We start from the raw sequence: 25,696 nt of genomic DNA, 5'->3' as shown, positions 1-25,696 counted from the left end.
GCCTCCTACTCGCAGACGTAGCCGCCGTCGACCGGGAGCGCCACCCCGGTGACGAACGACGATTCGTCACCGGCGAGGAACAGCGCCGCCGCGGCCAGTTCGGTGGGCAGGCCCCACCGGCCCATCGGCTGCGGCGGGGCGAAACCATCGGCGGGCGGGGGCGCCCCGTCCTTCGCCGCCGGGACCAGAGCGGTCCAGGTCATGCCGGGGCAGAGGGCGTTGACGCGGACGCCCTGGTCGGCGAAGTCCAGAGCGGTCGCCTTGGTCATCTGGACGACACCGCCCTTGGAGGCGCCGTAGAGCGCGTTCTTCCTCCAGCCGACCAGCCCGGCCGCCGAGGCGGTGTTGATGACCGACCCGCCGCCGGTGCGGAGCATGGCCGCGATCCCGTACTTCATGCCAAGGAACACGCTCCTGAGGTTGACGTCGAGAACGCGGTCGTAGTCCTCCTCGTCCTGCTCGGTGATCGGCCGCTTGGGGCCGCCGATCCCGGCGTTGTTGAACAGGACGTCCAGCCTCCCGAAGCGCCGCTCGGCCGTGGCGATCGCGTTCCGGACGTCGGCGGAGACGCTCACGTCCGCGTGCACCGCGACCGCCGCGTCCCCGATGCCGGCGGCCGTCCGCTCCTGTTCGCCGCTGACGTCCGCGCAGACGACCCTCGCCCCCTCCCGCGCGAACAGTTCGGCGCTCGCCCGTCCGATGCCCGAACCGGCGCCGGTGATCACCGCGACCTTGCCGGCCAGCCGTCCCCCGCTCATTCCGCCGCCCCGCCTGCGAGGTCGCGGAGGAGGTCGCGGGTGCGGCGGCTGGAGGCGGCGCGGTCGGGCCCGACGGGGACGATGTTGACCCAGATGTCGGTCGCGCCCGCGTCCAGGAGCGACTGGAGCTGCTTGCGCACGGACGTCTCGTCCCCGACGAGGGCCGCCTCGGCCGGGGAGCGGGCACCGCCGATGTCCATGATGCGCTGGTAGTTGGGCATCCCGGCGTACGCACCGGCGGTCGCGGCGACCGCCTCCCGGGCCTGTGCCTCATCGTCGTGGACGGCCACGGGCAGCCCTGCGACGATGCGGGGCGCCGGACGCCCGGCGGCGGACGCGGCGGCGTGGATCCGGGGCGCGATGTGCTCCTCGATCGCCTTGACGGGAGCCATCCACAGGATCGTGCCGTCGGCGTACTGGCCCGCGACGCGCAGCATCCGCGGCGACAGCGCCGACAGCAGCACGGGGACGGGGTGGGCGACGGGCGCCATCCGGCCGGCGCTGCGCGTCGACCAGTCCTCGCCCTGGAAGTCCACGTCCTCGCCGCGCAGGAGGCCGGTGAGGATCCGGATGTACTCCTCGGTGCTGCGGCCGGGGTGGTCGTAGGACATGCCGTACACGTCCCGGACCATCGGCTCGTGGGAGGGGCCGATGCCGATGGTGAGCCCGGGGCGGCCCATCGTGGCGGCGGCGGAGGCGGTGCGGTTGGCCTGCAGCAGCGGATGGCAGGGGTAGGTCTGCAGGACGGCGGTGCCGAGCTCGATCGCCGAGGTCTCCCGTCCCGCGAGGGCCATGGGGGTCAGCGGGTCGCCGGTGACGATGCTGGCGTACCAGAGCGAGGCGAAGCCGTCCGCCTCGGCCCGCTTCGCCTGCTGGACGATCTTGTCGGGGGTGGCGGCGCCGCCGGTCAGGCCGATGCGCATGCGATGTCCTTCGTCGTGAGGTGGGGGCGGGCTAGCGGACGCTCTCCGACCAGCGAGCGGGAGGGGGCGTCTCCTGGAGCAGCGGACGCCGGTAGGAGAGGTCGTCCCGGTCCCGCGTCCCCTTCAGGTAGCCCTGCTCGGTGAAGAACGGCGACTTCAGCACGGAGGCGTCCGCGGTGAACATGGCCTCGACGGTGGAGCGGCGCAGCGCGATCCGCCACCGCCCGTCGCGCCGTTCGAGACGGTCGAGGTAGCGCCCGTTGATCACCTGGGCGGTCCGCCCGTCCCGGCCGAGCAGGACGACCATCGAGTAGCTCTCGCAGTGGGCGACGTCGCCGTCGATCTCGCAGGACTGCGTCGTGATGTTGTGCAGGTGCGCCTGCGAGGTCGCCGCGTGCGTCGGATTGACCCAGGCGGCGTAGTCGGCGCCGGAGTTGAGCGTGAAGCCGTGCTCGTCGGTGCCGTCCGAATGGTACGCGCTGCCGATCAGCTCCTCGTCGTGGCGGTCGCAGCCGCGCGCGTGGCGGGCGACGCAGTCGAGGATCTCGGCGCGGTCCTTGAGGTACCGCACGTCATCGCGCAGCGCCTCGAACTCCTCGTCGGTCATCTCAGGCCACCGCCTCTTCGCCCACGAGCGTGGTCCGGTGCATCAGCCGCAGGGACGTCGGCTCGAACGGCATCGCGCGGTGCAGCATCCCGGTGTTGTCCCAGATGACCAGGTCGCCGCGCCGCCAGCGGTGGCGCAGCACGAACCGCGGCTGGGTCGCCCATTCCGTCAGCCGGTCGAGCAGCGCCCGGCCCTCCTCGGGCGGGCGCCCGACGACCTCGCCCGCGGTGGCGCCCACGAGCAGCGACCTGCGGCCGTTCTGGCGCGTCCACACGAGCGGATGGACCTTGGGCGAGACGCGCTCCCAGACGGCACGCTCCCGTTCCGACGCCTCCGGATTGGCGCGCAGCTGCGCGGCGGCGAAGCTGTGCACCACGCGCAGGCCGTCGAGCTCCGCCTTCTCCTTCTCGGGCAGCGCCTGGTAGGCGAGGAAGGTGTTGGCGAACTCGGTGTCGCCCCCGGCCGGGTCGACCTCCCGGGCCGTGAGCAGCGTGGCCTGCTGCGGGACGTCGATGGTGGCACCGTCGATGTGCCAGTGGAAGTTGCCCCTCCGCACCGCGGCGAGCGCGGCGTTCGTCTTCGCCGGATCCAGCGTGATCGTGTCGATCTCGGGATGCCGGTGCTCGCTGGTCTTGGCCACCACCGGCTCCCCCAGCAGCCGGGTGAAGGCGACCAGGTCGTCGTCGCCGATGCCGAGCTCGCGATAGATCACGACCCCGTGCTCGTCCAGCGCCGCCCGGCACTCGTCCGCGGCCCGCCGATCGACCAGCCGCCCGCCGGACGCACCCGTGATCTCGACACCGAACGGCTCCAGCCCGGTGAACGCGACGGCCATCACGCACCTCCCATGTACAGCAGCGGGCCTTAGGCGTTCGCCTAAGACTTTCTTAGGCATATGCCTAACACCGGCGGATCGTGCGGGTCAAGGCCCCGCTACAGTGGCCGGGTGCTCGACACCGGCAGATCCGAGGCGACATGAGCGAGTCCGCGCCGGCCAGGGAGTCCACGACCCGGGCCGCGCTGATCGACGCGGCGACCCGGCTGATGCTGGAGGACGGGTACGCGGCGGTCACCACCCGCAAGGTCGCCGCGAGGGCGGACGTCAACCAGGCCCTGGTGTACTACCACTTCGGCACGATGGACGAGCTCTTCCTGGCCGTCTTCCGGCGCGGCGCCGAGGCCAGCCTCAAACGGCTGGAGGACGCGGCGCGCTCCGACGACCCGCTGCGCACGCTGTGGCAGGTCAGCAGCGAACCCCAGGGCAGCGCCCTGACCATCGAGTTCATCGCCCTGGCCAACCACCGGCAGGCCATCCGCACCGAGCTGGCCGACTACACCCGCAGATTCCGGCGGAAGCAGCGAGAGATCATCGAACAGGTCAGCGACGCCCAGGACCCCGGTACCCCGACCCCCGCCGCGGCGACCGTCGTGATCGCCGCACTGGCCCGCATCCTGTCCATGGACGGCATGCTCGGCATCACCGACGGCCACGACGAGGTACTGGCCCTCATCGAGGACCGCCTGACGCGTTGGCCGCCCCATGAAGCCCCGTCCCCGGCCTTGCAGGCGGCACCTGAGGAATCGGCGCCACTGGCGAGGCGGGGATGCGAGCAGTGAACCGCTCGCATCGCCGCCGGCGACGTTCTTCGGTTACCTGAACGCTTCGCGGCAGCCGGTGATGGCGTGCTGAACGTGCACGCCCGCCTTCACCAGCAGATTCCGGCAGGCCGCCCCGCGGTTCGAGCCGTTGGCCGCACGAAACGCTGTCGGCCCTGCGGCCGTTCGCCTTCTGGAACCCGGCCGACCGCATACTCCAGGCCCGCTACCCGATTCCCCTCGACGTCCACCTCGGCGGCCGGGGTCTGCGGCTGATCCCCTCATGGTTCTGCTCGGCGGCACCCGTCGTCCTCGCCGACCCGTCCCTGCCCCCCCGTGATGGTCTACCCGTTGCCCCACAGGCCGCCGCCGCGCGCCGGCCCCAACGCGCTGGCCGAACTCCTCGGCCCCACCCGCGCCAGAATCCTCGCCACCATCACGGTCGCCACCCCCACCGCCACCCTCCAGCGCGAGACCGGCATGGCGCCCTAAGGGCCCACGGCCAGGCCGACCGCGTGACGCATGGCCTCGCGCGCTCGAGGCACGGCCGACGGATCCTCCAGCAGCTGAATCTCCTGGTTGAGCGCCATGGACAGGCCGATCAGGGTCGTGGCGACCTCGTCCGGTGGACGGTGCCGCCCCGGCGACTCGGCCTGGGCGGCGGCGATCTCCGTGGCCAGCCGCCGCCGCCATGACGTGACGATCTCCCGCAACCGATCGCGCAGCGGACCCGGACGCCCGTCGAGTTCGGACGACGCGGCCGTGACGAAGCAGCCGCCGGGGAACGGGCAGTCGGCCAGATAGTCCACCCATCGGTCGATCAGCTGCTCAAGTCGTCCCGGCCCCGGGGGCAGACCTTCCAACGGTTCGGTGACCGCCGCGCGGAAGACCTGACCGGCCTGCTCGAGCGCGGCCGCGAGCAACTGCTCCCGCGATCCGAACGGACCGACCAGGCCCGCCTTGCTCATGCCGAGCCGCCGCGCGAGTGAGCCGACAGTCAGCCCTTCCAGCCCCAGGCGCGAGGCGTCCTCCACCGCGGCCCGCACGATCCGCTCCCGCGTCCGGGCCGCTTCGACGGTCGAGTGGCGAGGAGACATGCCCACCACTATAGCGAACGCTCGTACGCTATATTTTTGGCGTACGAGCGTTCGCTATATCGCCACTCGAACGGAACCCGACATGACCGACCTGCTCCGGCCGGACGCCACGGCCCTGGCCCTGATCGGCCACGACGTGGCGCTGATCCCCGATGCCGCGATGGCGAACCCGACACCGTGCGAGGGCTGGACGGTGACGGATCTGCTCCACCACATGAACGAGCGGCACGAGGCCGTCGCCCGGACCGTGCTGCCGCCCCTGGAAGACAGCGGCGACCCGCGCGACGACTTCCCCCGCATCACCGCACGCTGGGTCGCCGCCCTCGAACAGACCGGCGAGACCGTGAACCTGCCGTGGAGAGGGCCGATTTCGACCGAATGGGTACTCGGCGTCCACCTCGTCGACATGCTGGTCCACCGCTGGGACCTGGCCCGTGCGCTACAGACCGCACCCGCCGTCCCAGACCGGTTGACCCAGATCGCATTGCCCCTCGCCCGAGCCAACACCGCGCCCGGCAGCCCTCTCAACCAGCCCGGCGGCGCCTACCACCCACCTCTCGCCGAGGACCCGTCCCGTCCCACGATGGACACCATCGTCGCCCTCCTGGGCCGTGACCCCCGCTGGTCTCCACCGGCGTGACACGCCGGCCGACCCCGCGCCCGGTGACCGGCCGCCGCTCACTCCTTGGCGGCGTCCGCGCCCGCGTAGACGAGGTGCACCACGCCGGTGGCCTCGAACGTCGTCGAGGACACCAGCTTCAGAGGCACGGTCGCGCCGTCGGTGAAGAGTTTCGCGCCGTGTCCGACGACGATCGGGTGCACGAGCAGGTGCAGCTCGTCGACCAGGCCCTGTTCGAGCATCCAGCGCACCAGGGCGGCGCTACCGGTGGTGCCGAGCCGGGTGCCGGCCTTGAGCCTGGTCAGCTCCGCCGCGACGTCGCCGCTGATCAGCGTGGAGTTCTCCCAGGCCGCCTCGGTCAGCGTGTTCGACACGACGTACTTGCGCGCGCTGTTCATGGCCTTGGTCATCGGGTCGGCGGGGTCGGCGTCCGGCCAGTAGGAGGCGAACCCGTCGTAGGTGTTCCGGCCGAGGAGGGTCGCCTCCGCCTCGATCATCAGCTCGGCGACGACGGCGCCCATCTGGTCGTCGAAGTAGGGGAAGTGCCATGCCTCCGGCGACTCGATCACGCCGTCGAGAGAGATGAAGAGGCTGGACTTGATGAATCCCATCGGGATGCTCCTTTGATCGCGTCCGGGACGGGCGCCCCTGGACGGGTACCGTCAATCACAGGTCGAACGACGCCCCCATAGATCGACGCGCCCGCACAGATTTTCTAATCGCCGGCCGCACGCCGGGACGGAGCTGATCTTGACGGGCGCTCGGTGATCGGGTGTCATGGCGCGGACACGGATGGGGTCGAGCCGGGACGGGTGGCGTTGGGTGGACACTGCTCCTGACCATGCGTCGCGGGACGTCACCGGCGCCGAGGAGACAGAGCCGCGCACGGCGCCCGGGCTTCCGTTGGAGGAGGTGACCGACCCGTTCTCGCTGGGGGTCCGCCCGGCGATCGGTGCATCGGCCCCTGACCTGCCCGACCTTCCGGTGTACGTGCCGCGCGAGCATGACGTGCGGCTGGGCGAGGTCGTCGCGCGGGCCGCCGAGGGGACCAGCCAGGTCGCGGTACTGGTGGGCGGACCGTCGACCGGCAAGACCCGCGCCTGCTGGCAGGCCCTCGACCTGCTCCGCGAGCGGGCCGAGCCATGGCGGTTGTGGCAGCCTGCCGATCTCACCCGTCCGGGCGACATCGCGCCGTACACGGTGGTGTGGCTGGACGAGGCCCAGCTCTACCTGACTCCCGACAAGCTGGGGGAGAAGGTCGCCGCAGGGCTCCGGAACCTGCTGAGCGAGCCGGGACAGGGCCCGGTGCTGGTGATGGCCACCCTGCGGCCGGCCCACTGGGACGCTCTGACCGGCCGCGACGAACCCGATGTGCACGTCCAGGCCCGCGAACTGCTGGACGCGCATGCCATAACGGTGCCCGAAGCCTTCAGCGGCACCGACCTGAACGCCCTTGCCGCCCAAGCCGTTGACGATCCGCGGCTGGGCCGGGCCGCCGAGCACGCCGACGAGAAGCAGATCACGCAATACCTGGCGGGCATGGGGGTGCTGAGGGAGCGCTACGCCCGCGCCCCACGCGCGACCCGTGCGCTGATCTGGGCGGCGATGGACGCTCGTCGGCTGGGCTGCGGGCCGGACCTGCCGCTGAGGCTCCTGGCCGACGCCGCCCCCGGCTACCTGACCGAGTCCCAGCGGACGCAGACCGGCGACGACTGGCTGCGGCAGGCCCTGGACTACGCCGCCGCCCCGTGCGACGGCATCACCGGCATCCTCACCCCGGTCACGACCACAGATCCCCACGCGGCGGGGCCGCTGTACCGGCTGGCCGACCACCTCGACCAGCACGGTCGCCGCCACCGCACCGGGCAGATCCCTCCGGCCGCTTTCTGGGACGCGGCCGCCGCCCACGCCCAACCGGCCGACCTGACCAGCCTCGGCAACGCCACCCGGGACCGAGGGCTTTACCGTGTCGCCGCCCAACTCCACAAAATCGCGACCACCTACGGCGACGCCGAAGCCGCCGCCGCCCTCGTCCTCAACCTGCACGCCCTGCACCCTGCCGACCAGCGTCCCGCCCAGCACGCCGCCGCCCACGCCGCCCTCGACGACCCGTTCGCCGTCGCGAAGCTGCTGGACAGCCTGCGGGAAGCCGGAGCCCGCGGCCAAGCCGCCGAACTGGCCGGACGGGCCGCGGCCCACGCGGCCCCCCGTGACCCTTACGCCGTGGCGGTGCTGCTGGACAGCCTGCGCAAGGCCGGGGCCGACGACCAGATCGATGTACTGCTGGCGGCCTGTGCCCCCGCCACCCACGTCGCCCTTGACGACCCGCTCGCCGTGGCGTGGCTGATCAAAAGCCTCCTGAGGGCCGGGGCCGATGACCACATCAGACCACTGGCCCAGCGAGTCGCCACGCACGTGGCCCTGCACGAGCCGCACCACGTGTCGGCACTGCTGTACGGCCTGCGCATGGCGGGAGCGGACGGTCCGGCCGCCGAGCTGGCCCGGCGAGCCGCCACCCACGCCGACCTCGACGACCCGTACGACGTGCAGGTCATGCTCGACACCCTGCGAGAGGCCGAGGCGGACGGTCCGGTCGCAGTGCTGGCCGAACGCGCCGCCACCCACGCCGACCTCGACAAGCCTGACCAGGTGGCATGGCTGCTGAGCACCCTTCGCCAAACCGGTGCCGACGGTCCAGCCGCCGAACTGGCCGGACGCGCCGCCACCCACACGGCCCTCAACGATCTGCGTGCCGTGGCGACGCTGCTGGACACCCTGTGCAAGGCCGGGGCGGACGGTCCGGCCGCCGAACTGGCCCAGCGAGCCGCCACCCACGCGAACCTCGACAACCCATATGGCGTGCAGGTATTGCTGGGCTCTCTGCAGCAGGCCAGGGCGGACGGCGCAGCCGCCGTACTGGCCGAGCGCGCCGCCACGCACGTCGCCCTCGACGACCCGAGCGCCGTGGCGACCTTGCTGGACGCCCTTCAGAAAGCCGAAGCGGACCGCCAGGCCGCCGCGCTGGCCGAACGGGCGGCCGCCCACGTCGCCCTCGACGACCCGCGTGCCGTAGCGACCATGCTGGACGCCCTGCAGAGGGCCGGGGCAGACCGCCAGGCCGCCGCGCTGGCTGAGCGCGCCGCCGCCCACACAGCTCTCGACAAGCCTGACCAGGTGGCACGGCTGCTGAACACCCTTTGCCAAACCGGAGCCGACGGCCCGGCCGCTCTCCTGGCCGGCCGAACGCGCCGCCACCCACACCGCCCTCGACAATCCGAGGAACGTGGCGAAACTGCTGGACTGCCTGTGCAAGGCCGGAGCCGACGGCCTGGCCGCAGCCGAACGCGCCGCCACCCACACCGCCCTCGACAATCCGAGGAACGTGGCGAAACTGCTGGACTGCCTGTGCAAGGCCGGAGCCGACGGCCTGGCCGCACTCCTGGCCGAACGCGCCGCCACCGGCGCCGCCCTTGACGACCCGAGTGGCGTGGCGGCGTTGCTGGACAGCCTGCGGAAGGCCGGGGCGGACGGGCCGGTCGCCGTCCTGGCCGAACGTGCCGCCCGCATCACTCCCGACAAGCCAGAGGATGCAAGGTGGCTGCTGGACAGCCTTCGGAAGGCCGGGACGGACCGCCAGGTCGCCGCGCTGGCCGAGCGAGCCGCCGCTCACACTGCCCTCGGCAACGCCTACAGCGTGGCGGACCTGCTGAACGGTCTGCGGGAGGCCGGGGCGGACGACGATGCGGCTGCGTTGGCCGGGCGAGCCGCCTCGCACGTCTGCCTTGACGGCTCATTCGAGGTCGCGAAGCTGCTGAGCGTCCTGCGGGGCGACCAGGTCGCCGTGCTGGCCGAGCGAGCCGCCGCCCACGGGCACCCGGCCGCCGTAGCGGAGCTGCTGGCCGTCCTGCGGGACGCCGGGGCACATGGCCCCGCTGCCGCACTGGTCGAACGGTTGCCCGCCGCCGGCAGGTTCGATCTGTTCATGGACATCGGTGACCACCAGGACCGCTTCCGATTCGGCCGGGAACCGGACACGACCGCCACTGCTCCCTGGACGTGGGAAGACCTGGAGTGACCAGGGCAGACCGCTGTCACCGCGATCCCCGGCGGCGGCCGTGGTCAGTTCAGGTTGCCCTCCATGCCGCTGTACAGTTCGGTGGCTTCGCAGAAGGCGACGCCGAGGTGCTCGGCCACGCCCATCGCCTCGTCGATCTTCTGCGCGTCGAAGGGCTCGCAGTCCAGCCGGAGCCGGTGGCGGTTCAGGTGCGCGCGGGCGCCGGCGACGTCGGACGCGGGGACCAGGCCGCCGACCATGTAGTTGGAGTCGATGGTGTGGGACGGCGCCGGCCAGTCCAGCCCTGGGAACTCCTCGCGCAGCAGCCCGGTCAGCGCGACCGAGGAGGTGAAGCCCTCATCGGCGATGCCGGCGTCGCCGTACAGGCGGGTGGGCCAGGTGTAGCCCCGCGACATCCAGCCCGGCAGCAGGGCGGCGGCGAAGTCGAGGAGGTTGTAGGGCACCTCGCGGGCCAGCAGGTCGGCCGCGTCGAACTCCCTGCCGTCGGGGTGGCGGACGGTCCGTTCCCCGGCCCGCAGGGCGAGGGCGGCGCCGCGCAGGATCCGCATCGCCGCGGAGAGACTGTCGGCGAGGGCCGCGTCGTCGGGCAGTCGTCCGCCCTGGTCGGGTTCGATCCGCCCGGCCAGGGCGGGGTCGAGCCGGTTGAGCATCTCCGCCGCGAGATCGTCCACCTGGTCGCTGGGCGTGGCCAGGTAACGCTGGACGTCCTCCGCGACCCGCTCGGCCCCGTCCGCGACGATGAAGAACGGACGCCCCCACACGTGCAGATCGGATTCGAAACCGGCGGGCTCGAACTTGAGGGCGCCGAGCGCCCACGCCTTGGCGCGGAAGCGGGTCTTGCGCAGGGCGACGGCGCCGGCGATCAGGTCGTCGATGGCGTCGTCCTGCCCGTGACCGGCGAGGTACGGCAGCAGCCGGTTCTCGATCAGCGACAGGTCGACGGGATGGAAGCTCGTGTCGAAACCCATGCCCGGCCACGTTAGTCCACACCTCCGACACACAGACGGGCTTCGCCGTCCCGCACGGTGACCGGTCGTCAGGTTGGGAACATGGTGCACAGAGATGTGGAACCGATCGCGGTCGACGCCGTCCACGGTGAGGTGGCCGGGGCGGGTGCGCCGGTCGTGCTCACCCACGATGGGCTGCTGCACAGCGAGTCCTGGGACGCGCAGTTCGGCGTGTTCGCGGCCGGCCATCGGGTGGCGCGGTGGGATCGGCGCGGCTACGGACGCTCACCTCGGCCGACCGAGCCGTTCTCCAGCGTCGATGACCTCGCGGCCGTCGTCCGTGCGGTGTCCGACGCTCCGGCGGTGCTCGTCGGCTCCTCGATCGGCGGCCTCTTCACGGTGCGGTGCGCGCTCGACCATCCGGGAACCGTCGCCGCGTTGGTGCTGGTCGGACCGACCGTCACCGGCCTGCCGCTCAGCGAGCACTTCCTCACCCGAGGCGGCCGCGAGGTTCCCACGCCCGACACCTCGGACGCCGAGCAGATCGCCTACTGGAGCGGGAAGGACCCGTGGTTCACCGCGCCCGGCAGCACCGCCGCGCGGGAACGGCTGCGTGCGCTGCTGGCCGCCAACCCGCAGAACCTGCGTCCACCGATGGACCTGGAACGGGACCTGGCGCGGCCCGTGCTCCCGCGACTCGGCGAGATAGCCGTGCCGACGCTGATCGTGGTCGGTGAGCTGGACGTCCCGGACGTGCACGCGCACAGCGGAGCCGTCGAGGCGGCCATCCCCGGCGCCGAGCGCGTCGTCCTGCCGGGCAGCGGGCACGCACCGTACCTGGAGGTCCCCGAGGCGTTCAACCGGGTCGTCCTCGGCTTCCTCGCCGAGGTGAAGCGCCCCGGCTGACCACCGGCGCCCGGCACGGGGAGCGATCTCGGTCTCCTTCCGGAACGACCGCTGAGGGCGCTCGGACGAGGCCCTCAGCGGTGGCCGCCGGTCAGCGTCGCTGCAGTGCCTCGTTCAGGACGCGGCCCTGGACGCCCGAGGGAGGGGCGATGCCCAGCAGGGCGGCCATGGTCGGAGCCACGTCCACGTGGCGCGGACGGTGCGGGGCCCGTCCCGGCTTCACCCCGGCGCCCGCGAGCACGAGGGGAATCCGGAGGTCGTTGGTGGTGCCGTGCGCGCCCGCCGGGGTCGTGCGGGAGGCGCCCAGCGTCCATCCGGGTTCCGGCTCGACGACCAGTTCGCCGTAGTTGGGGCTCATCCGCATGCGGCGCTGGTCGTCCTTGGCGTAGACGGACCGGATGTGCGGGACGGCGCGGAGCGCCGCGGCGATGCGCCGCTCCGCCACCGGGTCCCCGGCGGCCTTCCCGACCAGGTGCAGGCTCCCGACGCCGCCCACCACGATCACCGCGTCGGTGCCGGCCGCGGGCCGCTGCCCCGAGGCGAGGTACTCGGCCTTGTACCCGGCCTTGGCGATCGCCTCGACGACCTGGGTGTCCAGGCCGTTCATGAACGTGGTCATCCCGTGGTCGCCCGTGATGACGAAGGCGGTGCGGCCGTAGACGCCCGCGTCCTTGGTGGCCTGGACGAGCCGTCCGATCTGCTCGTCGATCATCTGCAGCGCGCCGGGGATCCGCGGGTCGCGGTCACCGCCGGAATGGCCGATGGCGTCCAAGGTGTCGCAGTAGACGGCGGTCAGGTCCGGGATCTTCGGGGCGGTGACCGGCGCGCCGCCGCTGGAGACCGGCCTGCCCTCCAGGACGGCGACCGCGTCGTCCACACGCCTGGAGCACTCGCCGCCCGGCTGGGTGTAGATCCCCTCGGGGTCCCCGTAGGCGGTCCCGTAGTTCTGCAGGATGAACCACTGCGCGGACATCACCGTCCCGCCCTGGTCCCGCACGGCCTGCGCGATCGTGGGGACGGCCAGTTCCCGCTGCTGCCCGCGCGCCGTCCCGGACGCCGCGTCGTACCAGTACGCGGTGTTGCGATGCCGCTCCGGCCATGCGCCCGTGGCCACCGACGACCACGACGGGTTGGTGATGGAGGTCATCACGCCCGTCGAGGTCGTCAGGCTGCCGCGCCGCAGGAGCCGCTCGAGGTTCGGCATCGGGGCGTCCCCGACGTAGTCGATGTCGAAGCCGTCGAGTCCGAGGAACACGACATGGTCCGCCCGCGGTGCCGGGGCGGCGGAGGCGGGGGCGGTCAACCCGGAGCACAGCCCGGCCAGGAGCGCGGCACCGGCACCGGCCGCAACGGTGCGAAGTGCGCGAACACGAAGTTTCATGCCGCCAGCCGACCGGCATCCGGTGGCCTCCGCATGATCGACGAGGTGTCCCCCGGTAAACGCCCCCGAAAATCACCCCGCGCCGCCGGCTCTCAGGTCACCAGGCCCCTGCGGTAGGCGTAGACCACCGCCTGCACGCGGTCGCGCAGGTCGAGCTTGGTGAGGATGCGCGACACGTACGTCTTGACGGTCTCCGGGCTGATCACCAGCGCCGCGGCGATCTCGCCGTTGGACAGGCCGTCGGCGATGAGGCGCAGGACCTCCAGTTCGCGCGGGGTCAGCGCGATGTCGTCCGCCTTGCTCCCGGCGGGACGGATCCGCGCCGCGTACCTGCCGACGAGCTGCCGCGTCACCTCGGGCGCCAGCAGCGCGGCGCCCGACGCGACGGTGCGGATGCCGTGCAGCAGCTGGGCGGGCGGGGCGTCCTTGAGCAGGAACCCGCTCGCCCCCGCGCGCAGCGCCTCGTACACGTACTCGTCCAGGTTGAACGTCGTCACCACGAGCACCTTGACGGGTTGCGCGACCCCGGCGCCGGCCAGCAGGCGGGTCGCCTCGATGCCGTCGAGGATCGGCATCCGGACGTCCATCACCACCATGTCCGGGTCCAGCCGGCGGGCGAGGTCGACCGCGGCGCGCCCGTCCCCGCACTCGCCGACCACCTCCAGGTCGGGCTGCGCGTCGATGATCGTCGCGAACCCGGTGCGGATCAGCGCCTGGTCGTCGCAGACCAGGACCCGGACCGGCGCGGTCACGACGGCCTCCCCGCGGGGATGCGCGCCCGCACGACGAAGCCGCCGTCCGCCCGCGGGTCCGCGCCGAACTCGCCGCCGAGGGCGTCGACCCGCTCGCGGAGCCCGGCCAGGCCCCGCCCGCTCCCGCCGGGAGAGCCGGCCCGCGAGCCGGACCCGTCGGTGCTGACCCGCACGGTGATCTCCTTTTCGCCATGCCGCACGTGGACCGCGGTGCGGCTGCCGTGGGCGTACTTGAGGGCGTTCGTCAGGGCCTCCTGCACCACCCGGTAGGCCACGACCCCGGCGCTTCCGCCCGACTCGGCCGTCCTGCCCTCCTCGGTGAACTCCACCGGCTGCCCGGCCCGGCGCGTCTGCTCCACGAGCGTGTGGAGTTCGCCGGCGGACGGCGTCCTGGCGTCGGTGCCGTGGTCGGGGTTGAGCAGGTCGAGCAGGTGCCGCAGATCGGTGATGGCCCGCCGGCCCGTGTCGGTGACGGCGCTCAGGGTCTCGTCGAGGCGTTCGGGTGCGGCGGTCAGGTAGCGTGCCGCCTCGGCCTGGACGACCATCGCCGTCACGTGGTGGGTGACGACGTCGTGGAGTTCGCGGGCGATGCGGGTGCGTTCGGCGGTGCGGGTGGCCTCGGCGACGCGGCGGCGGCGTTCGGCCTCGGCGGTCCGGGTGGCGCGGAGCCAGGTCCCGACGCACCACGCGGCGGTCAGCCCCAGGTAGAACGCCACGAATCCGTCCAGCCCCTCGGTCGAGCCGAGCCGGACGAGCGTGACCGCCAGTGCCACGTACACGATGGAGAGGACGACCAGGGTGGCGCGCCGGTGCCGTTCCAGATGGGCGCCCGCGCTCAGCACCGCGATGGTGATCGCGGTGCCGGCGACCATGTGGTGGCTGCCGAGCTCGGCGATGAGGAAGCCGAGCGTCACCAGGACGAGGGACGCGGCCGGCCACCGGCGGCGGAGGGCGAGCGGGAGGCATTCGAGGGCGAGCGCCACGGCGGCCACCGCGTCGAAGGGACGGGCCGGCAGGTCGCCGACCTGCGTGTCGTGGCCTTCGAGCACCGGCAGGAACGACGCGACGATCAGCAGCAGCGCGATCGGAAGATCTCGGACGGTGACGTCGCAACGCCGCCAAAGGGCCGGAACCCGACGAAGATCGATCACCGGGAGAGCGTAGCGGTCGCCTCGGCACGGCCGCTGCGCCGACCGGAAACCCGCCAGCCGGACAGCGTGCGCAACAGGATCCCGCGGACTCGGTCACGGCGACCGGCCGGGGCCGAGGGCGGCGCCCTTGTCCCCCGTGCGAGCTACCAGCGAATGTCCACGGCACGGTGACGCTTCATGAGCCTCCGGTTCCATAGCGTTTCGGCATGGCCGCGGCGCTCCCGCAACACCGCCGCGCAACGCCGATTCCCCTCACTGGAGGACATCATGCTTCGCAAGATCAAGGCATCCGCTGTGGCCGCGCTGTGCTGCACCGTGGTCGGCGCCGGGCTCGTCGGCTGCGACGGCGACGCGGTGGAGGACTGGGACCCGTTCGCCTCCGGGAAGGCCGAGGTCGACCGGTTCACCGGCACCAAGAAGATCGACATCGGCGGGAAGTCGGTGAACGTGTCCTGCTCGGGCGCCCAGGCCGACGGCAAGCCGGTCATCGTCCTGATGCACGGAGGGGGCGACGGGCTGGACAAGCTGGCCGCCGTCCAGAAGACGCTGAGCGAGGGCAACCGGGTCTGCTCCTACGACCGGCTCGGCGCGGGAGCGAGCGACCAGCCGGACGGCCCGCAGAACTTCACCGGTACCGGGAAGATCCTGACCGGGGTACTCGACCGGATCGCCGGCAAGGGCCCGGTCGTCCTGGCCGGGCACTCGCTGGGCGGGCTGGTCGCCGCCAGGTACGCCCCCGACCACCAGGACAGGGTCAAGGGGCTGGTCCTGCTGGACACCACGTCACCGACCATGGTCGAGGACATCACGAAGACGATCCCCGCGTCCGCCACGGGTCCGGGGGCCCAGGTGCGCGCGCAGAACCTCGCGATCTTCCAGGGGCAGAACCCGGAGAAGCTCGCCATCACCGACGGGAAGGTGCGTTCCGCCGGGAACATCCCGGTGGAGGTGATCCAGCACGGGAAGCCGTACCTCGCGGCCATCCCCGAGTACGGGCCGCGGCTGGAGCAGGCGTGGTCCGCGGGCCAGCGCAAGTGGCTCGCGCTGTCCGGCCGCGCCAAGCTGAGCACGGCCGCCAAGAGCGGGCACTACATCTACGTCGACCAGCCCGACGTCGCCGTCCAGGCCGTCCAGCGCGTCGCCTCCCAGGCCGTGCGGCAGGCGAACGGCGGATGACCGCCCGCTTCAGTGGTTCGGGGCCGGAACCGGCCCGCACCGGCCCCTGATCGGCAGCGGATTTCTCGTCTAGTGTGACGTGGGTGTCACGCGCTGCTCGGGCGGTTCCGCGGAAATGGAGTACGCCGCGTTGGCTCTGGTCGGCGATGGCCCTGGTCCTGGCGCTGGCATCGCTGTTCTGGCTGGTCGCGACGGCCGTTTCGGTGGGCGGCCAGGCCGCGGTGACGACGGCACGGGAGCAGGACGTTCCCGCGTATGTCAGCGCCCGCGCCGCCCGTGCCGCCTTGTCGGACGCCGACCGCGCCGCGTGGCAGAGCTTTCGTTCCGGGGCGGCCAAACTCATCGGCCCCGGTCAGCGGTTCCGGGACGACCTCACGACGGCCGGGCAGAGCCTCGCGCGCGTCGCCGGGACCGACCGCGGTGGCGCCACCGGACGCGACCTGCTGCACGCGGTGAACGCTCAGGTCGTCACCTATCAGGGGCTCGTGGAACAGGCCGATGCCACCTACCGGCAAGGCATGGAGAAGCTCGGCTTCGCCTATCTGACCTACGCCTCCGACCTGCTGCACGGTGACGGTGGACTGCTGGCCAGGATCGACGAGATCGCGCGGCGGGACCGGCAGGCCGTCGAAGATCAGCGCGATTCCGCCTGGATCGGCTCAGGTGTCGTCATCGCCCCCGTCGCGGTCGGGGTCGTTCTCATGGCGGCGCTGGTCTATGCGCAGGTCGCGATGGCGCGGCGGTTCCGGCGCGTTCTCAACCTGCCGCTCCTGGCCGCCTGCGTCGTGCTGTCCGTGCTGGTCGTCTGGACGACGGTCACGCTCGTGCAGACCCAGCGGGCCTTCACCCACGCCCACGACACGGAGCTGCCCGCACTCGACCGCGTCTGGCAGACCCAGATCGCCATGGCCGACGCCGGTGCCGGCGCGCTGAGGACGGGCCGGAGCGCCGACCTGACCGGCGGGCTGAACGTCGCCGCGGCCGACCGTGCGCGCCGGCCGCTCACGACCCGGCTCACCGACGCCGCGGACACCGGCGGGCTGACCTGGGGACTGCCGCTGCTGAGCCTTGCGGTGGCGGGCCTGGCCGCGGCGGGCTTCGCGCTCCGGCTCCGCGAGTACCGGGGATGATCATGCGACTTCTGACGGCCCTCCTGCTGCTCTGCGGTGTCGTCCTCGGCGGCTGCGGCGGCTCCGGCTCGGACACGACCGTCTCCGTGCTCGGCTCCTGGACCGGTCAGGAGGAGGTCTCGTTCCGGGCGGTGCTGGCCGACTTCCAGAAGCGCACCGGCATCCACGTCGACTACACCGGCACCCGGGACGCCCGCGCGGTGCTGGCCAGCGAGCTGCACGACGGCCGCCCACCGGACACGGCCGTCCTGTCCAGGATCGGCGACCTCCGCGGCTACGCGGCCGGAGGCGATCTGCGTCCCCTCAGCGGACTGCCGCACGGGGCCGACGACGGGCTGACCACCGCCGCCGGGCCGGACGGCGGTCGCCGCCCGTACGGAATCGTCGTCAAGGCGACGGTGAAAAGCCTCATCTGGTACAACCCGCGAACGATCCCGTCCGGGCTCCGAGACCGGCTCACCGCACCGCCTCGAAGCTGGGCCGACCTCGCCGAAGCCGCGGCCGAGTCGACCGGTGCCCGCCCCTGGTGCCTCGGGCTCGCCGACACGTCCAACTCGGGCTGGCCGGGCACCGACTGGATCGAGGACGTCCTGCTGCACGAATCCGGCCCGGAGGTCTACGACGCCTGGGTCTCCGGACGCCTGCCGTGGAACTCCGCGCCGGTACGGAACGCCTGGCGGGCGTTCGGCTCGGTCGTCGCAGGTGCCCGCGGCGGCACCAACGGCATCCTGCTCACCGGCTACGGCCAGGCCGGGGCACCGATGTTCACCGATCCGCCGGGGTGCCTCCTCGATCACGCGGGCTCTTTCGCCACCGCCTTCTACAACCAGGCCGCGAGCCGCCCGCAGCCTGGACGCGACTACGACTTCATCCCCTTCCCCGGCCGCCGCGCGGTCGAGATCGGCGGCGACGTCCTCGGCATGTTCCGCGACACCCCCGCGGCCCGCCGGCTCATCGCCTACCTCACCACCGCCCACGCCCAGGAGATCTGGATCAAACGGGCGGGCAGCGGCGCGTTCTCGCTCAACCGGGCCGTCCCGCCCGAGCGCTACCCCGACCGGCTCTCCCAGCGCATCGCCCAGACCCTCACGAGCGCGCAGACCGTGCGCTTCGACGCGTCCGACTCCATGCCGACCGTCATGGCCGCGGCGTTCGACCACGCCGTCCTGGAGTTCGCCGCCGACCCGAGGGACCCTCGCCTCGACACCATCCTGACCGCCCTGGACCAGGTCCGCCGAACCACTCGCTTCCCGTCCTGAGTGCCTGGGTGGCCGGTGTTTGGGAGGATCTCAGCTTGGCCGGGTACGAAAGTCTTCGTGTGGGGTGGCGCCCTTGGGACCGCTGAACCAGGCGGGGGACGCGGACGGGCAGGTGCTGGCGGGCCGGTACCGGCTGACCGATCTGCTGGGCCGGGGCGGCATGGGGGCGGTCTGGCTGGCCCGTGACGAGCAGCTGGACCGTGAGGTGGCGGTCAAGGAACTGCGCCTGCCCGAGCATCTGGACGACGCCGCGCGCCGGATCTGGGTCGCCCGGCTGGAGCGGGAGGCGCGTGCCGCCGCGCGGCTGCGGCATCCGGGGATCGTCACCGTGTACGACCGCGTCACCGGCGAGGACGGGCGCCCCTGGATCGTCATGGAGCTGGTGCGCGGGAGTTCGCTGCAGGACCTGGTGAAGGCCGAGGGGCCGCTGCCACCGATGAGGGTCGCGCGGATCGGGCTGCAGGTGCTGGACGCCCTGCACGCGGCCCATCGGGCGGGCATCACGCACCGCGACGTCAAGCCTGCCAACGTCCTGCTCGAGGGTGACCGCGCCGTCCTGACCGACTTCGGCATCGCGGCCGTCGAGGGCGATGTGACGCTGACCGGAACGGGCGCGGTCCTGGGCACTCCCGCCTACATGTCGCCCGAGCAGGTCCGCGGCCAGAAGGCCACGGCCGCCTCCGACCTGTGGTCGCTCGGGGCCATGCTCTACACGGCGGTGGAGGGGCACCCGCCGTTCGAGGGCGCCAGCCCTGGGGCGATCTTCGTCGCCGTCGCCACCCAGGACCCCGCCACGCCCGTGCACGCCGGTCCCCTCGAACCGGTGCTCCGGACGCTGCTGCGCCGTGAGCCGTCCCGGCGTCCTACCGCCGAACGCCTGCGGGCCCGGCTCACCTCACTCGTCCAAGAGCAACCGACCGCACAGCCCGATGCTCCGGGGAGCAGCGCCCTGCCGGAAGACTCCGGCACGCTGACCGGACATCCCGTCGAACTCGACGCGTTGCGGCTCGACGAGCGTGACCAGGCCGCGCGCCGGTTCGGATACCGGGTCTCCGGCCGGCCCGCGAGAACCGTCTCCCCCGAGCTCTTCGAGCAGCTGTCCCAGGAAGTCCGTATCGCACGCGAACGACGGCGGTTCCGGACCCGGCTCGGAACAACGATCCTTCTCGCGGCGATCGCTCTGGCGGTGCTCCATGCGATCCTCCACAGCATGGGCGTTGCCGCGCGCGACGTCATTCCCTGGCCTGCCCCGGTGTCCTTCTGGGCGTGCTTCGGCGGAATCACCGGCGGACTGGCGATCGCTCTCGGCCCCGGCAAAGGCTCCACGCGGATGCGGGCCGTCATGAGAGGCAATCCGTGGCAGGTATGGCCGTGCATGGTGACCGAGGACGTGGACGCCGCCACGGGAACGAACACCAGGTTCATCACCCTGATGGATCCGGGCGGCCGGCCCGTCACCTCGCTCACCCAGGTGGACACCGCCTCGGGAGGCATGGTGATGGAATGCTTTCCGCCCGGCCCTCTCGTCCTGTGGATCGCGGGACGGCTCGACCTGCGATGCGTGGTCGCGTCGCCCTTCCCCGCCGGGGCGCGGCCCAACAGCCCGGCGCAGGCGTTCCTCTGCCGACCCTCGACGGACACCGAGACGCGCTCACTCAGCCTCGGCTCGGCAGGGCAACGTTGGACTCAGATGGTGGAGCACGCCCGAACGGTCCCCGGAAGCTGGCCCACGGGGTGAGCACGCTGCCGGGTTTCAGCCGGTGGCGGGGTCGGTCCAGGCGACCTGGACCTGCTCGGGCGGGACGCCGCGTCTGGCCAGCAGCGCCCGGCCCTCCGGCAGGCGGCGGGAGGCGACGCCGTTGGCCAGCCTCCCCTCCATGCGGTCGCCGGAGAACAGCAGCGCGGGCGAGGACATCTCGGTGAGCGCCTGCAGCACCGGCTCGTACAGTGCCCGCGCCGCCCCGCCCGTGCGCCGTGCGACGATCAGGTGCAGGCCGAGGTCGGCGCCCTGCGGGACGAACTCCATCAGCGGCGACAGCGGGTTCGTCGCGCCCGCCGCGGTGAGCATGTCGAGGTCGTCGACGACGACGAACATCTCCAGCCCGCGCCACCAGGACCGCTCGCGGAGCTGCTTCGGGGTGACGTCCGGTCCCGGCAGGCGTTGGCGGATCTGTGCGGCGACCTCGGTGAGCACCTGCCCGGCGTGGTTGCGCTCGGTGCAGTACGCGAGCTGGTGCGGGGTGTCGACGAGGCCGAGGTGGCTGCGCCTCGGATCGACCAGCACGAAGCCCACCCGCTCGTAGGGGACGGCGGCGATCTGACGCAGCAGGGTGCGCAGCAGCGCCGACTTCCCGGTACGCGAGTCGCCGAACACCACCAGGTGCGGATCGGTCAGCAGGTCGAGCCGGACCGGGCCGAGATCGCGGTCGCCGATGCCCAGCAGCGGCGAGGTCACCTCGTCCGGGCGGTCCCCGCCGGGCAGCCGGGCCAGTTCCACCTTCTCCGGCAGCGTCCGCACCGCCGGCACGGCGGGCATCGACCAGCGCGCCAGCACCCGCTCGATCAGTTCCGCCTCGGCCGCCGGCAGATCGTCCAGGCCGGTGCCGCCGTCCACGCGGGGCAGGGCAGCCTGCGCGAACCGCTCCCCCGCCAGCAGCAGACGGCCCGGGACGTCGTGCGGCAGGCGCTCGGCCGCCTTGCGCCCCAGCGTCGAATCGAACGGGTCCGGCAGCCGCAGTTCGATGCGCCCGCCGAACGCCGCCTGCGTCCGCGCCCGCACCTGCGAACCGGCGCCGGCCGTGACCACCGTGTGCAGGCCCAGCGCCGGGCCGCGGGTGACCAGGCCCGCCAGCTTCTCGTCCAGGTCGTCGAACGCTTCCCGGGCCGCCGCCAGGCCGTCGATGAGCAGGAACACGTCCCCGTACACCGACGCGGGGATCCGGCCGTCCGCGCGGGCGCGGCGCAGCGCCGCCGGGGAGTCGAGCCGGTGCCTGCGCATCAGCCGCTCCCGCTCGTCCAGGAGGACGGTCAGGTCGGACAGGACGCGCTCCACCCGTTCGGGATCGGACCGGGTGGCGACCGAGGCGACGTGCGGCAGCCGCTCCAGCGGGGTCATCGACCCGCCGCCGTAGTCCAGGCAGTAGATCGCGACCCGGCCCGGCGGGTAGCGCAGCGCCAGGCTCGCCACCAGCGTGCGCAGCAGCACCGACTTGCCGGTCTGCGGGCCGCCGAGCACGATCACGTTGCCGTCGCCGCCCGCGAAGTCCCAGACGGTCGGCTCCTGCCGCTGCTCGCGCGGCAGATCGGTCAGGCCCAGCACCGCGGTGATCTCCTCGGGGCCGGGCTCGCCGCCCGTCCCGTCGAGGACGGCGCCGAGCGGCAGCGCCTCCGGCAGCGGGGGCAGCCACACCGGCCGGACGGGCGGCGCGGCGGCGTCCGCGATGCGGTCCACGATCACCCGCAGGACGCTGCGCCCGGCGGGATCGGCGGGCGCCTCCTCCCCGGCCGGGACCGGGCCGGCGCGCAGCAGCGCGCCGAGGCCGTTGCCGGGCAGCAGCGGCAGCACCGGCAGGTCGGGGCCCTCGTCGGGACGCGGCGGCGTGTACGGCCCGGACACCATCGCCGCCTTGAACCGCTCGAACACCGACGTGTCGACCTTGAGGATCCCCGACCCGGGCTCGGGCGGCAGGTGGTAGGCGTCCGGGACGCCGATCGCCTCGCGGCTCTCGGCCTCGGAGAAGGTGCGCAGCCCGATCCGGTACGACAGGTGCGACTCCAGGCCGCGGATCCGGCCCGACTCCAGGCGCTGCGTGGCCAGCAGCAGGTGCACGCCGATCGACCGGCCGATCCGGCCCACCGCCACGAACAGGTCGGCGAAGTCGGGATGGGCGGCCAGCAGCTCGGAGAACTCGTCGATGATCACCAGCAGGTGCGGCAGCGGCTCCAGGTCGGTCCGGCCGCCGTCGCGCAGCTCGGCGTGGGCGTGCACGTTGGGCAGCGCGCCCAGGTCCTTGAGCAACTGCTGGCGGCGGGTCAGCTCCCCGTACAGCGCCTCGTGGAACCGCTCCACCAGGGCGTCGTCGTCCGCCAGGTTGGTGATCATGCCGGCCGAGTGCGGCAGCGCGGCCAGGTCGGCGAAGGTGGCGCCGCCCTTGAAGTCGACCAGCAGCAGCGCCAGCCGGTCCGGCGGATGCGCGATCGCCAGCGCGCTGACCAGCGTCCGCAGCATCTCCGACTTGCCCGAGCCGGTGGCGCCCACCACCAGCCCGTGCGGGCCCATCCCGCCGAACGCCGACTCCTTCAGGTCCAGCAGCACCGGACGGCCGTCCGGGCCCACCCCGATCGGCACCCGCAGGAAGTCGCCCGCCGGCCGGGGCCCCCAGGTGCGGGACGGGTCGAGCGCCGCCGGGTCGGGCACGCCCAGGATGTCGGCCAGCCCGATCGTGGCGTGCAGCGCGTCGCCGGTGTCGTCGGCGGACGCCCGCAGCGGCGCCAGCTCACGCGCCAGCTCGGTCAGCAACGCCACGCCCGCCCGGTCGGCGACGCCCGTGACCGGCTCCGGCAGCGGCTCCTCGGACGCCTCGCCGGGCCGGTCGGCGCCCGGGACCGGCGTCAGCCGCTCCAGGGTGAGGGCGCCGTCCCCGTCCACGCTCACCCGGACGTCCACCGCCTCCGGCTCCTCCCGCCGGTCGGTGATCAGCACGATCACGTGGATGCCGAGCATGGCCAGGGACGGCACCGGCGGCACCGGCTCCAGCCCGGCCAGGGTCGCCTGGTACTCGCCGTCCACCACGACCACCAGCCGCCGGGTGCCCGGCCCCGGCGGGCGCCCGCGCCGCCGCTGCCAGGCGACGGTGCGCTCCTCGATCTCCTGTTCCAGCAGCTCGGCCATGCCCAGCGTGCCGGCGGCGACCAGCCGGGCCGGCAGCGGGCCGTCCAGCCGGCCCTCGGCGGCGTTGTGCGGCACCCACTTCAGCCAGTCCCACTCCACCGCCAGCCGCTCCGCGCGGACGACGGCCAGGCCCGCGTCGGCGGGCGAGGTGGTCGCCACCAGCTGCGCGGCCAGGGCCCGCGCCAGGTCCCGCCCGGCGCTCCGGCCGGCGACGACCGAGACCATCCCGGCCTCGGCCAGCGCCAGCTCCAGCGGCTCGCCCGCGACCTGCCCGTAGTGCCGCACCAGGCGGTCGGCGGCGTCCAGGCACACCGGGTCGTAGACGGTCAGCGGGTCGTCGCGGTCGATCCGGTCGGTCAGCGGACGGGCCAGCGGCGCGGTGCCCGTCCCGGCGCGCAGCCGCAGGAAGTCGGGGTCGGACGGGCGCCGCTCCCACCGGCGGCCGGGCAGCCGGGCCAGGTCGGGCAGCGCCCCGGGCGGCGGGTGCCGCATCGCCCCGGCCGCCCGCTGCGCGGCCACCACCTTCCGGAGCGTGCCGCGCAGCCCGTCGAGGTAGTCCAGATAGCGTTCGCGCTGCTCGCGGACGCGGCGGCGCGGCCCGTTGTACTGCGACAGGAACATCACCAGGCCGACGCCCACGCTGGCCACCATGAACAGCAGGCCGGCGGCGGCGAACAGCGGCCTGCGGCCCATCGTCAGGGTCATCAGCAGCCCGCCCGCGCCGGAGACGATCGGCATCATCAGCATCGCGCTCATCCCGCCGAGCGGAGCGTTCTCCGGCAGCTGCGGCGGCGCGGCCAGCATCAGCCGCTCGCCGCCCGGATCGGGCACCGGCCGCCTGGGCGGCCGCCGCACCGGGGTCGTGGCCACCTGAGTTCTCCTCCCGTACACCCGCCGGTCGGCTCCGCGTCAGCGAGGACCACGATGCTGACGATCGCTCCGGCCGCGGGGGAGATCATCCAACGGGGCGGCGGCCGGACGGCGAACGGAGGGTGGCCCGCACATGACGAGCGGAGGTTCGCAGGGGTGAAGCGGGCACTGGTGCGCCGGGCGGCGGCCGAGGAGACCGCGACGCAAGGCGGGTACTGCCGGGTCACGGTCGCCGGGCCGGGCCGCCGCGCCGACCTGGTGCTGCCGGCCGGGGTGCCGGTGTCGGTGCTGCTCCCGCAGCTGATGGCGCTCTGCGCGCCGGACCGCCCCGACCCGGACCCCGCCGCCTGGCGGCTGGCCCGGCTCGACGGCCGGGACCTGCCCGGCGCGGAGCCGCTGGCCGCCGCCGGGATCGCCGACGGCGAGGTGCTGATGCTGCACCCGCGCGCGGTACGGGTCCGGCCCGCCGAGGTCGAGGACGTGCGCGGCGCCGTCGAGGACCATGTGGACGCCACCTGGATCTGGGGGCCGTCCACCACCTACGGGTTCGCGCTGGCGCTGGCCGCGCTCGGACCGCCCGCCGTCGCCGTGGCCGCGGGCTGGGCCACCTCCTGGGACGTCCCGGCGGGAACGGCGGCCGGACGGGCGGGCTGCGCGGCGATCGCCGCCCTGCTGGCCGTGGTGGGCGCGTGGGCGTGCGGAGAGCGCACCTTCCTCGCCCGGCTGATGACGGGCGCGGCCTGCGCATGGGGAGCCCTGGCCGCGGCGCTCGGCGCCACCGCCGTTGCCGGAACCGCCCCGGTCCCCGCCGTCCTCGCGGTCCTGGCCGCCACCGGGGCGCTCGGCACGGCCGGGCTCGTCTGGTCGCGCGCCCCGTCCGCGCTGCCGTTCCTGAGCGGGTCCGCGGTGGCGGTCGCGGCGGCGGGCGCGGTGACGGCGGGTGAACTGCTCGGCGAACCCGGGCTCGGCGTCCGCACGGGCGCGGTGCTGCTCGTCCTCGCCGCCGGGGCGCTGCCCCGCGCCGCGCTGACGCTCGGCGGCCTGGCCGACGCCGACCAGCAGGCCCGCGACCACGGCCGGGTCCCCGCCGACCACCTCGACGACCGGCTCCGCACCACCGAGGACGTGCTGATCGGGGCGCTGCTGGGACTGTCCGGCGCCGCCTGCGTGCTGCTCGTGCTGCTGGCCGCGGGCGACGGCCGCGACCGGCTCCTCGCCGCCGTGGCCGCGCTGGCGCTGCTGCTCCGCTCCCGGCTGTTCGACCGCGTCCCGCAGGCCCTCGGCCCCCGCGTCGCGGGCATCGCCGGCCTGGGAGCCGCGGCCGTCGCCGCGGCCTCCGGGACCGCCCTCTCCGGCTGGACGCCCGCCCTCGCCGTGACGGCGGCGCTCGTGGCGGTGGGCCTGAGCGCCGTGCCGCTCGCGACCGTCCCCCGCGCCCGCCTCCGCCGCCTCCTCGACTGGACCGAACTGGCCGTGATCGTCGCGATGGTCGTCACCGCCGCCCACACCTTCGGCCTCTTCGACCGCCTCGGCCCCCTCCCCTTCTGACGAGAAGGCC

At 73.4% G+C, this 25,696-nt stretch carries 22 protein-coding genes; 11 read left to right on the top strand and 11 right to left on the bottom strand.

Features of this window, described 5'->3' with window-relative positions:
- Nucleotides 1–5 precede the first annotated feature (5 nt).
- Genes ACFPZN_RS45505 through ACFPZN_RS45490 form a run of 4 tightly spaced genes read right to left on the bottom strand, consistent with a single transcriptional unit; the run spans nt 6 to nt 3,123 of the window.
- A complete protein-coding gene (locus tag ACFPZN_RS45505; protein ID WP_378289392.1) occupies nt 6–758 on the bottom strand; it encodes an SDR family NAD(P)-dependent oxidoreductase in 753 nt (250 codons plus the stop codon).
- Nucleotides 755–1,681 (bottom strand): TIGR03564 family F420-dependent LLM class oxidoreductase, encoded by a 927-nt coding sequence (locus ACFPZN_RS45500; RefSeq protein ID WP_378289390.1) that lies wholly within the window; start codon nt 1,679–1,681, stop codon nt 755–757. The genes ACFPZN_RS45505 and ACFPZN_RS45500 overlap by 4 nt, the downstream gene beginning before the upstream one ends.
- A 31-nt stretch (nt 1,682–1,712) precedes the next feature.
- The gene (locus ACFPZN_RS45495; protein ID WP_378289388.1) at nt 1,713–2,288 is read right to left on the bottom strand and encodes a nuclear transport factor 2 family protein; all 576 of its coding nucleotides are present in this window, start codon (nt 2,286–2,288) and stop codon (nt 1,713–1,715) included.
- 1 nt (nt 2,289) lies between these two features.
- Complete coding sequence (locus ACFPZN_RS45490) at nt 2,290–3,123, bottom strand: TauD/TfdA dioxygenase family protein (protein WP_378289386.1); 834 nt, start codon at nt 3,121–3,123, stop codon at nt 2,290–2,292.
- Between the two features lie 140 nt (nt 3,124–3,263).
- Here ACFPZN_RS45490 and ACFPZN_RS45485 point away from each other — a divergent pair, with 140 nt between their 5' ends.
- On the top strand, nt 3,264–3,905 hold the full coding sequence (locus tag ACFPZN_RS45485; protein WP_378289384.1) for a TetR/AcrR family transcriptional regulator: 642 nt from the start codon (nt 3,264–3,266) through the stop codon (nt 3,903–3,905).
- Nucleotides 3,906–4,235: 330 nt separating this feature from the next.
- Entirely contained in the window at nt 4,236–4,376 is a 141-nt protein-coding gene (locus ACFPZN_RS45480) for a hypothetical protein (RefSeq protein ID WP_378289382.1), read from the top strand.
- On the opposite strand, the gene ACFPZN_RS45475 is transcribed toward ACFPZN_RS45480, so the two are convergent.
- A complete protein-coding gene (locus ACFPZN_RS45475; protein WP_378289380.1) occupies nt 4,373–4,981 on the bottom strand; it encodes a TetR family transcriptional regulator C-terminal domain-containing protein in 609 nt (202 codons plus the stop codon). The genes ACFPZN_RS45480 and ACFPZN_RS45475 overlap by 4 nt on opposite strands.
- 82 nt (nt 4,982–5,063) lie before the next feature.
- On the opposite strand from ACFPZN_RS45475, the gene ACFPZN_RS45470 reads away from it, so the two are divergent.
- Nucleotides 5,064–5,621 carry a maleylpyruvate isomerase family mycothiol-dependent enzyme gene (locus tag ACFPZN_RS45470; RefSeq protein WP_378289378.1) on the top strand — a complete coding sequence of 186 codons (558 nt, stop codon included), beginning with the start codon at nt 5,064–5,066 and terminating at the stop codon, nt 5,619–5,621.
- Between the two features lie 38 nt (nt 5,622–5,659).
- On the opposite strand, the gene ACFPZN_RS45465 is transcribed toward ACFPZN_RS45470, so the two are convergent.
- Nucleotides 5,660–6,211, bottom strand: a complete 552-nt coding sequence (locus ACFPZN_RS45465; protein ID WP_378289376.1) for a dihydrofolate reductase family protein — start codon at nt 6,209–6,211, stop codon at nt 5,660–5,662.
- 211 nt (nt 6,212–6,422) lie between these two features.
- Between ACFPZN_RS45465 and ACFPZN_RS45460 the strand changes: the two genes are divergently transcribed.
- Nucleotides 6,423–9,074 (top strand): hypothetical protein, encoded by a 2,652-nt coding sequence (locus ACFPZN_RS45460; RefSeq protein WP_378289374.1) that lies wholly within the window; start codon nt 6,423–6,425, stop codon nt 9,072–9,074.
- Nucleotides 8,983–9,675: a hypothetical protein gene (locus ACFPZN_RS45455; RefSeq protein ID WP_378289372.1), complete on the top strand. Its 693-nt coding sequence runs from the start codon at nt 8,983–8,985 to the stop codon at nt 9,673–9,675. The genes ACFPZN_RS45460 and ACFPZN_RS45455 overlap by 92 nt, the downstream gene beginning before the upstream one ends.
- Nucleotides 9,676–9,719: 44 nt before the next feature.
- Here ACFPZN_RS45455 and ACFPZN_RS45450 read toward each other — a convergent pair whose 3' ends face one another.
- Nucleotides 9,720–10,643 carry a hypothetical protein gene (locus ACFPZN_RS45450; protein ID WP_378289370.1) on the bottom strand — a complete coding sequence of 308 codons (924 nt, stop codon included), beginning with the start codon at nt 10,641–10,643 and terminating at the stop codon, nt 9,720–9,722.
- 81 nt (nt 10,644–10,724) lie between these two features.
- Here ACFPZN_RS45450 and ACFPZN_RS45445 point away from each other — a divergent pair, with 81 nt between their 5' ends.
- Entirely contained in the window at nt 10,725–11,528 is an 804-nt protein-coding gene (locus ACFPZN_RS45445) for an alpha/beta fold hydrolase (RefSeq protein WP_378289368.1), read from the top strand.
- A gap of 91 nt (nt 11,529–11,619) precedes the next feature.
- Here ACFPZN_RS45445 and ACFPZN_RS45440 read toward each other — a convergent pair whose 3' ends face one another.
- The 3 genes from ACFPZN_RS45440 to ACFPZN_RS45430 all read right to left on the bottom strand — a co-directional run bounded on the left by ACFPZN_RS45440 (nt 11,620) and on the right by ACFPZN_RS45430 (nt 14,812).
- Nucleotides 11,620–12,909 (bottom strand): alkaline phosphatase family protein, encoded by a 1,290-nt coding sequence (locus ACFPZN_RS45440; protein WP_378289366.1) that lies wholly within the window; start codon nt 12,907–12,909, stop codon nt 11,620–11,622.
- Between the two features lie 92 nt (nt 12,910–13,001).
- Nucleotides 13,002–13,661 carry a response regulator gene (locus ACFPZN_RS45435; RefSeq protein WP_378289364.1) on the bottom strand — a complete coding sequence of 220 codons (660 nt, stop codon included), beginning with the start codon at nt 13,659–13,661 and terminating at the stop codon, nt 13,002–13,004.
- Complete coding sequence (locus ACFPZN_RS45430; RefSeq protein WP_378289362.1) at nt 13,658–14,812, bottom strand: sensor histidine kinase; 1,155 nt, start codon at nt 14,810–14,812, stop codon at nt 13,658–13,660. The genes ACFPZN_RS45435 and ACFPZN_RS45430 overlap by 4 nt, the downstream gene beginning before the upstream one ends.
- A gap of 267 nt (nt 14,813–15,079) precedes the next feature.
- On the opposite strand from ACFPZN_RS45430, the gene ACFPZN_RS45425 reads away from it, so the two are divergent.
- The 4 genes from ACFPZN_RS45425 to ACFPZN_RS45410 all read left to right on the top strand — a co-directional run bounded on the left by ACFPZN_RS45425 (nt 15,080) and on the right by ACFPZN_RS45410 (nt 20,115).
- On the top strand, nt 15,080–15,988 hold the full coding sequence (locus tag ACFPZN_RS45425; protein WP_378289360.1) for an alpha/beta fold hydrolase: 909 nt from the start codon (nt 15,080–15,082) through the stop codon (nt 15,986–15,988).
- Nucleotides 15,989–16,134: 146 nt separating this feature from the next.
- Nucleotides 16,135–17,118: a hypothetical protein gene (locus ACFPZN_RS45420; protein WP_378289358.1), complete on the top strand. Its 984-nt coding sequence runs from the start codon at nt 16,135–16,137 to the stop codon at nt 17,116–17,118.
- Nucleotides 17,119–17,120: 2 nt separating this feature from the next.
- On the top strand, nt 17,121–18,377 hold the full coding sequence (locus ACFPZN_RS45415) for an ABC transporter substrate-binding protein (protein ID WP_378289356.1): 1,257 nt from the start codon (nt 17,121–17,123) through the stop codon (nt 18,375–18,377).
- A 73-nt stretch (nt 18,378–18,450) separates the two neighbouring features.
- Nucleotides 18,451–20,115, top strand: a complete 1,665-nt coding sequence (locus tag ACFPZN_RS45410; RefSeq protein ID WP_378289354.1) for a serine/threonine-protein kinase — start codon at nt 18,451–18,453, stop codon at nt 20,113–20,115.
- Between the two features lie 15 nt (nt 20,116–20,130).
- Here the strand turns inward: ACFPZN_RS45410 and eccCa are convergent, their stop codons facing one another.
- Nucleotides 20,131–24,072, bottom strand: a complete 3,942-nt coding sequence (eccCa, locus tag ACFPZN_RS45405; RefSeq protein ID WP_378289462.1) for a type VII secretion protein EccCa — start codon at nt 24,070–24,072, stop codon at nt 20,131–20,133.
- Between the two features lie 120 nt (nt 24,073–24,192).
- Here eccCa and ACFPZN_RS45400 point away from each other — a divergent pair, with 120 nt between their 5' ends.
- Nucleotides 24,193–25,686, top strand: a complete 1,494-nt coding sequence (locus tag ACFPZN_RS45400; RefSeq protein WP_378289352.1) for an EsaB/YukD family protein — start codon at nt 24,193–24,195, stop codon at nt 25,684–25,686.
- The last annotated feature ends 10 nt before the right edge of the window (nt 25,687–25,696 follow it).

Origin of the sequence: Actinomadura rugatobispora (assembly GCF_042656285.1) — a bacterium.
Taxonomy (GTDB): Bacteria; Actinomycetota; Actinomycetes; order Streptosporangiales; family Streptosporangiaceae; genus Spirillospora; species Spirillospora rugatobispora.
Note: the sequence above shows the minus strand (reverse complement) of the source record. Positions and strands in the feature narration are given on the sequence as shown.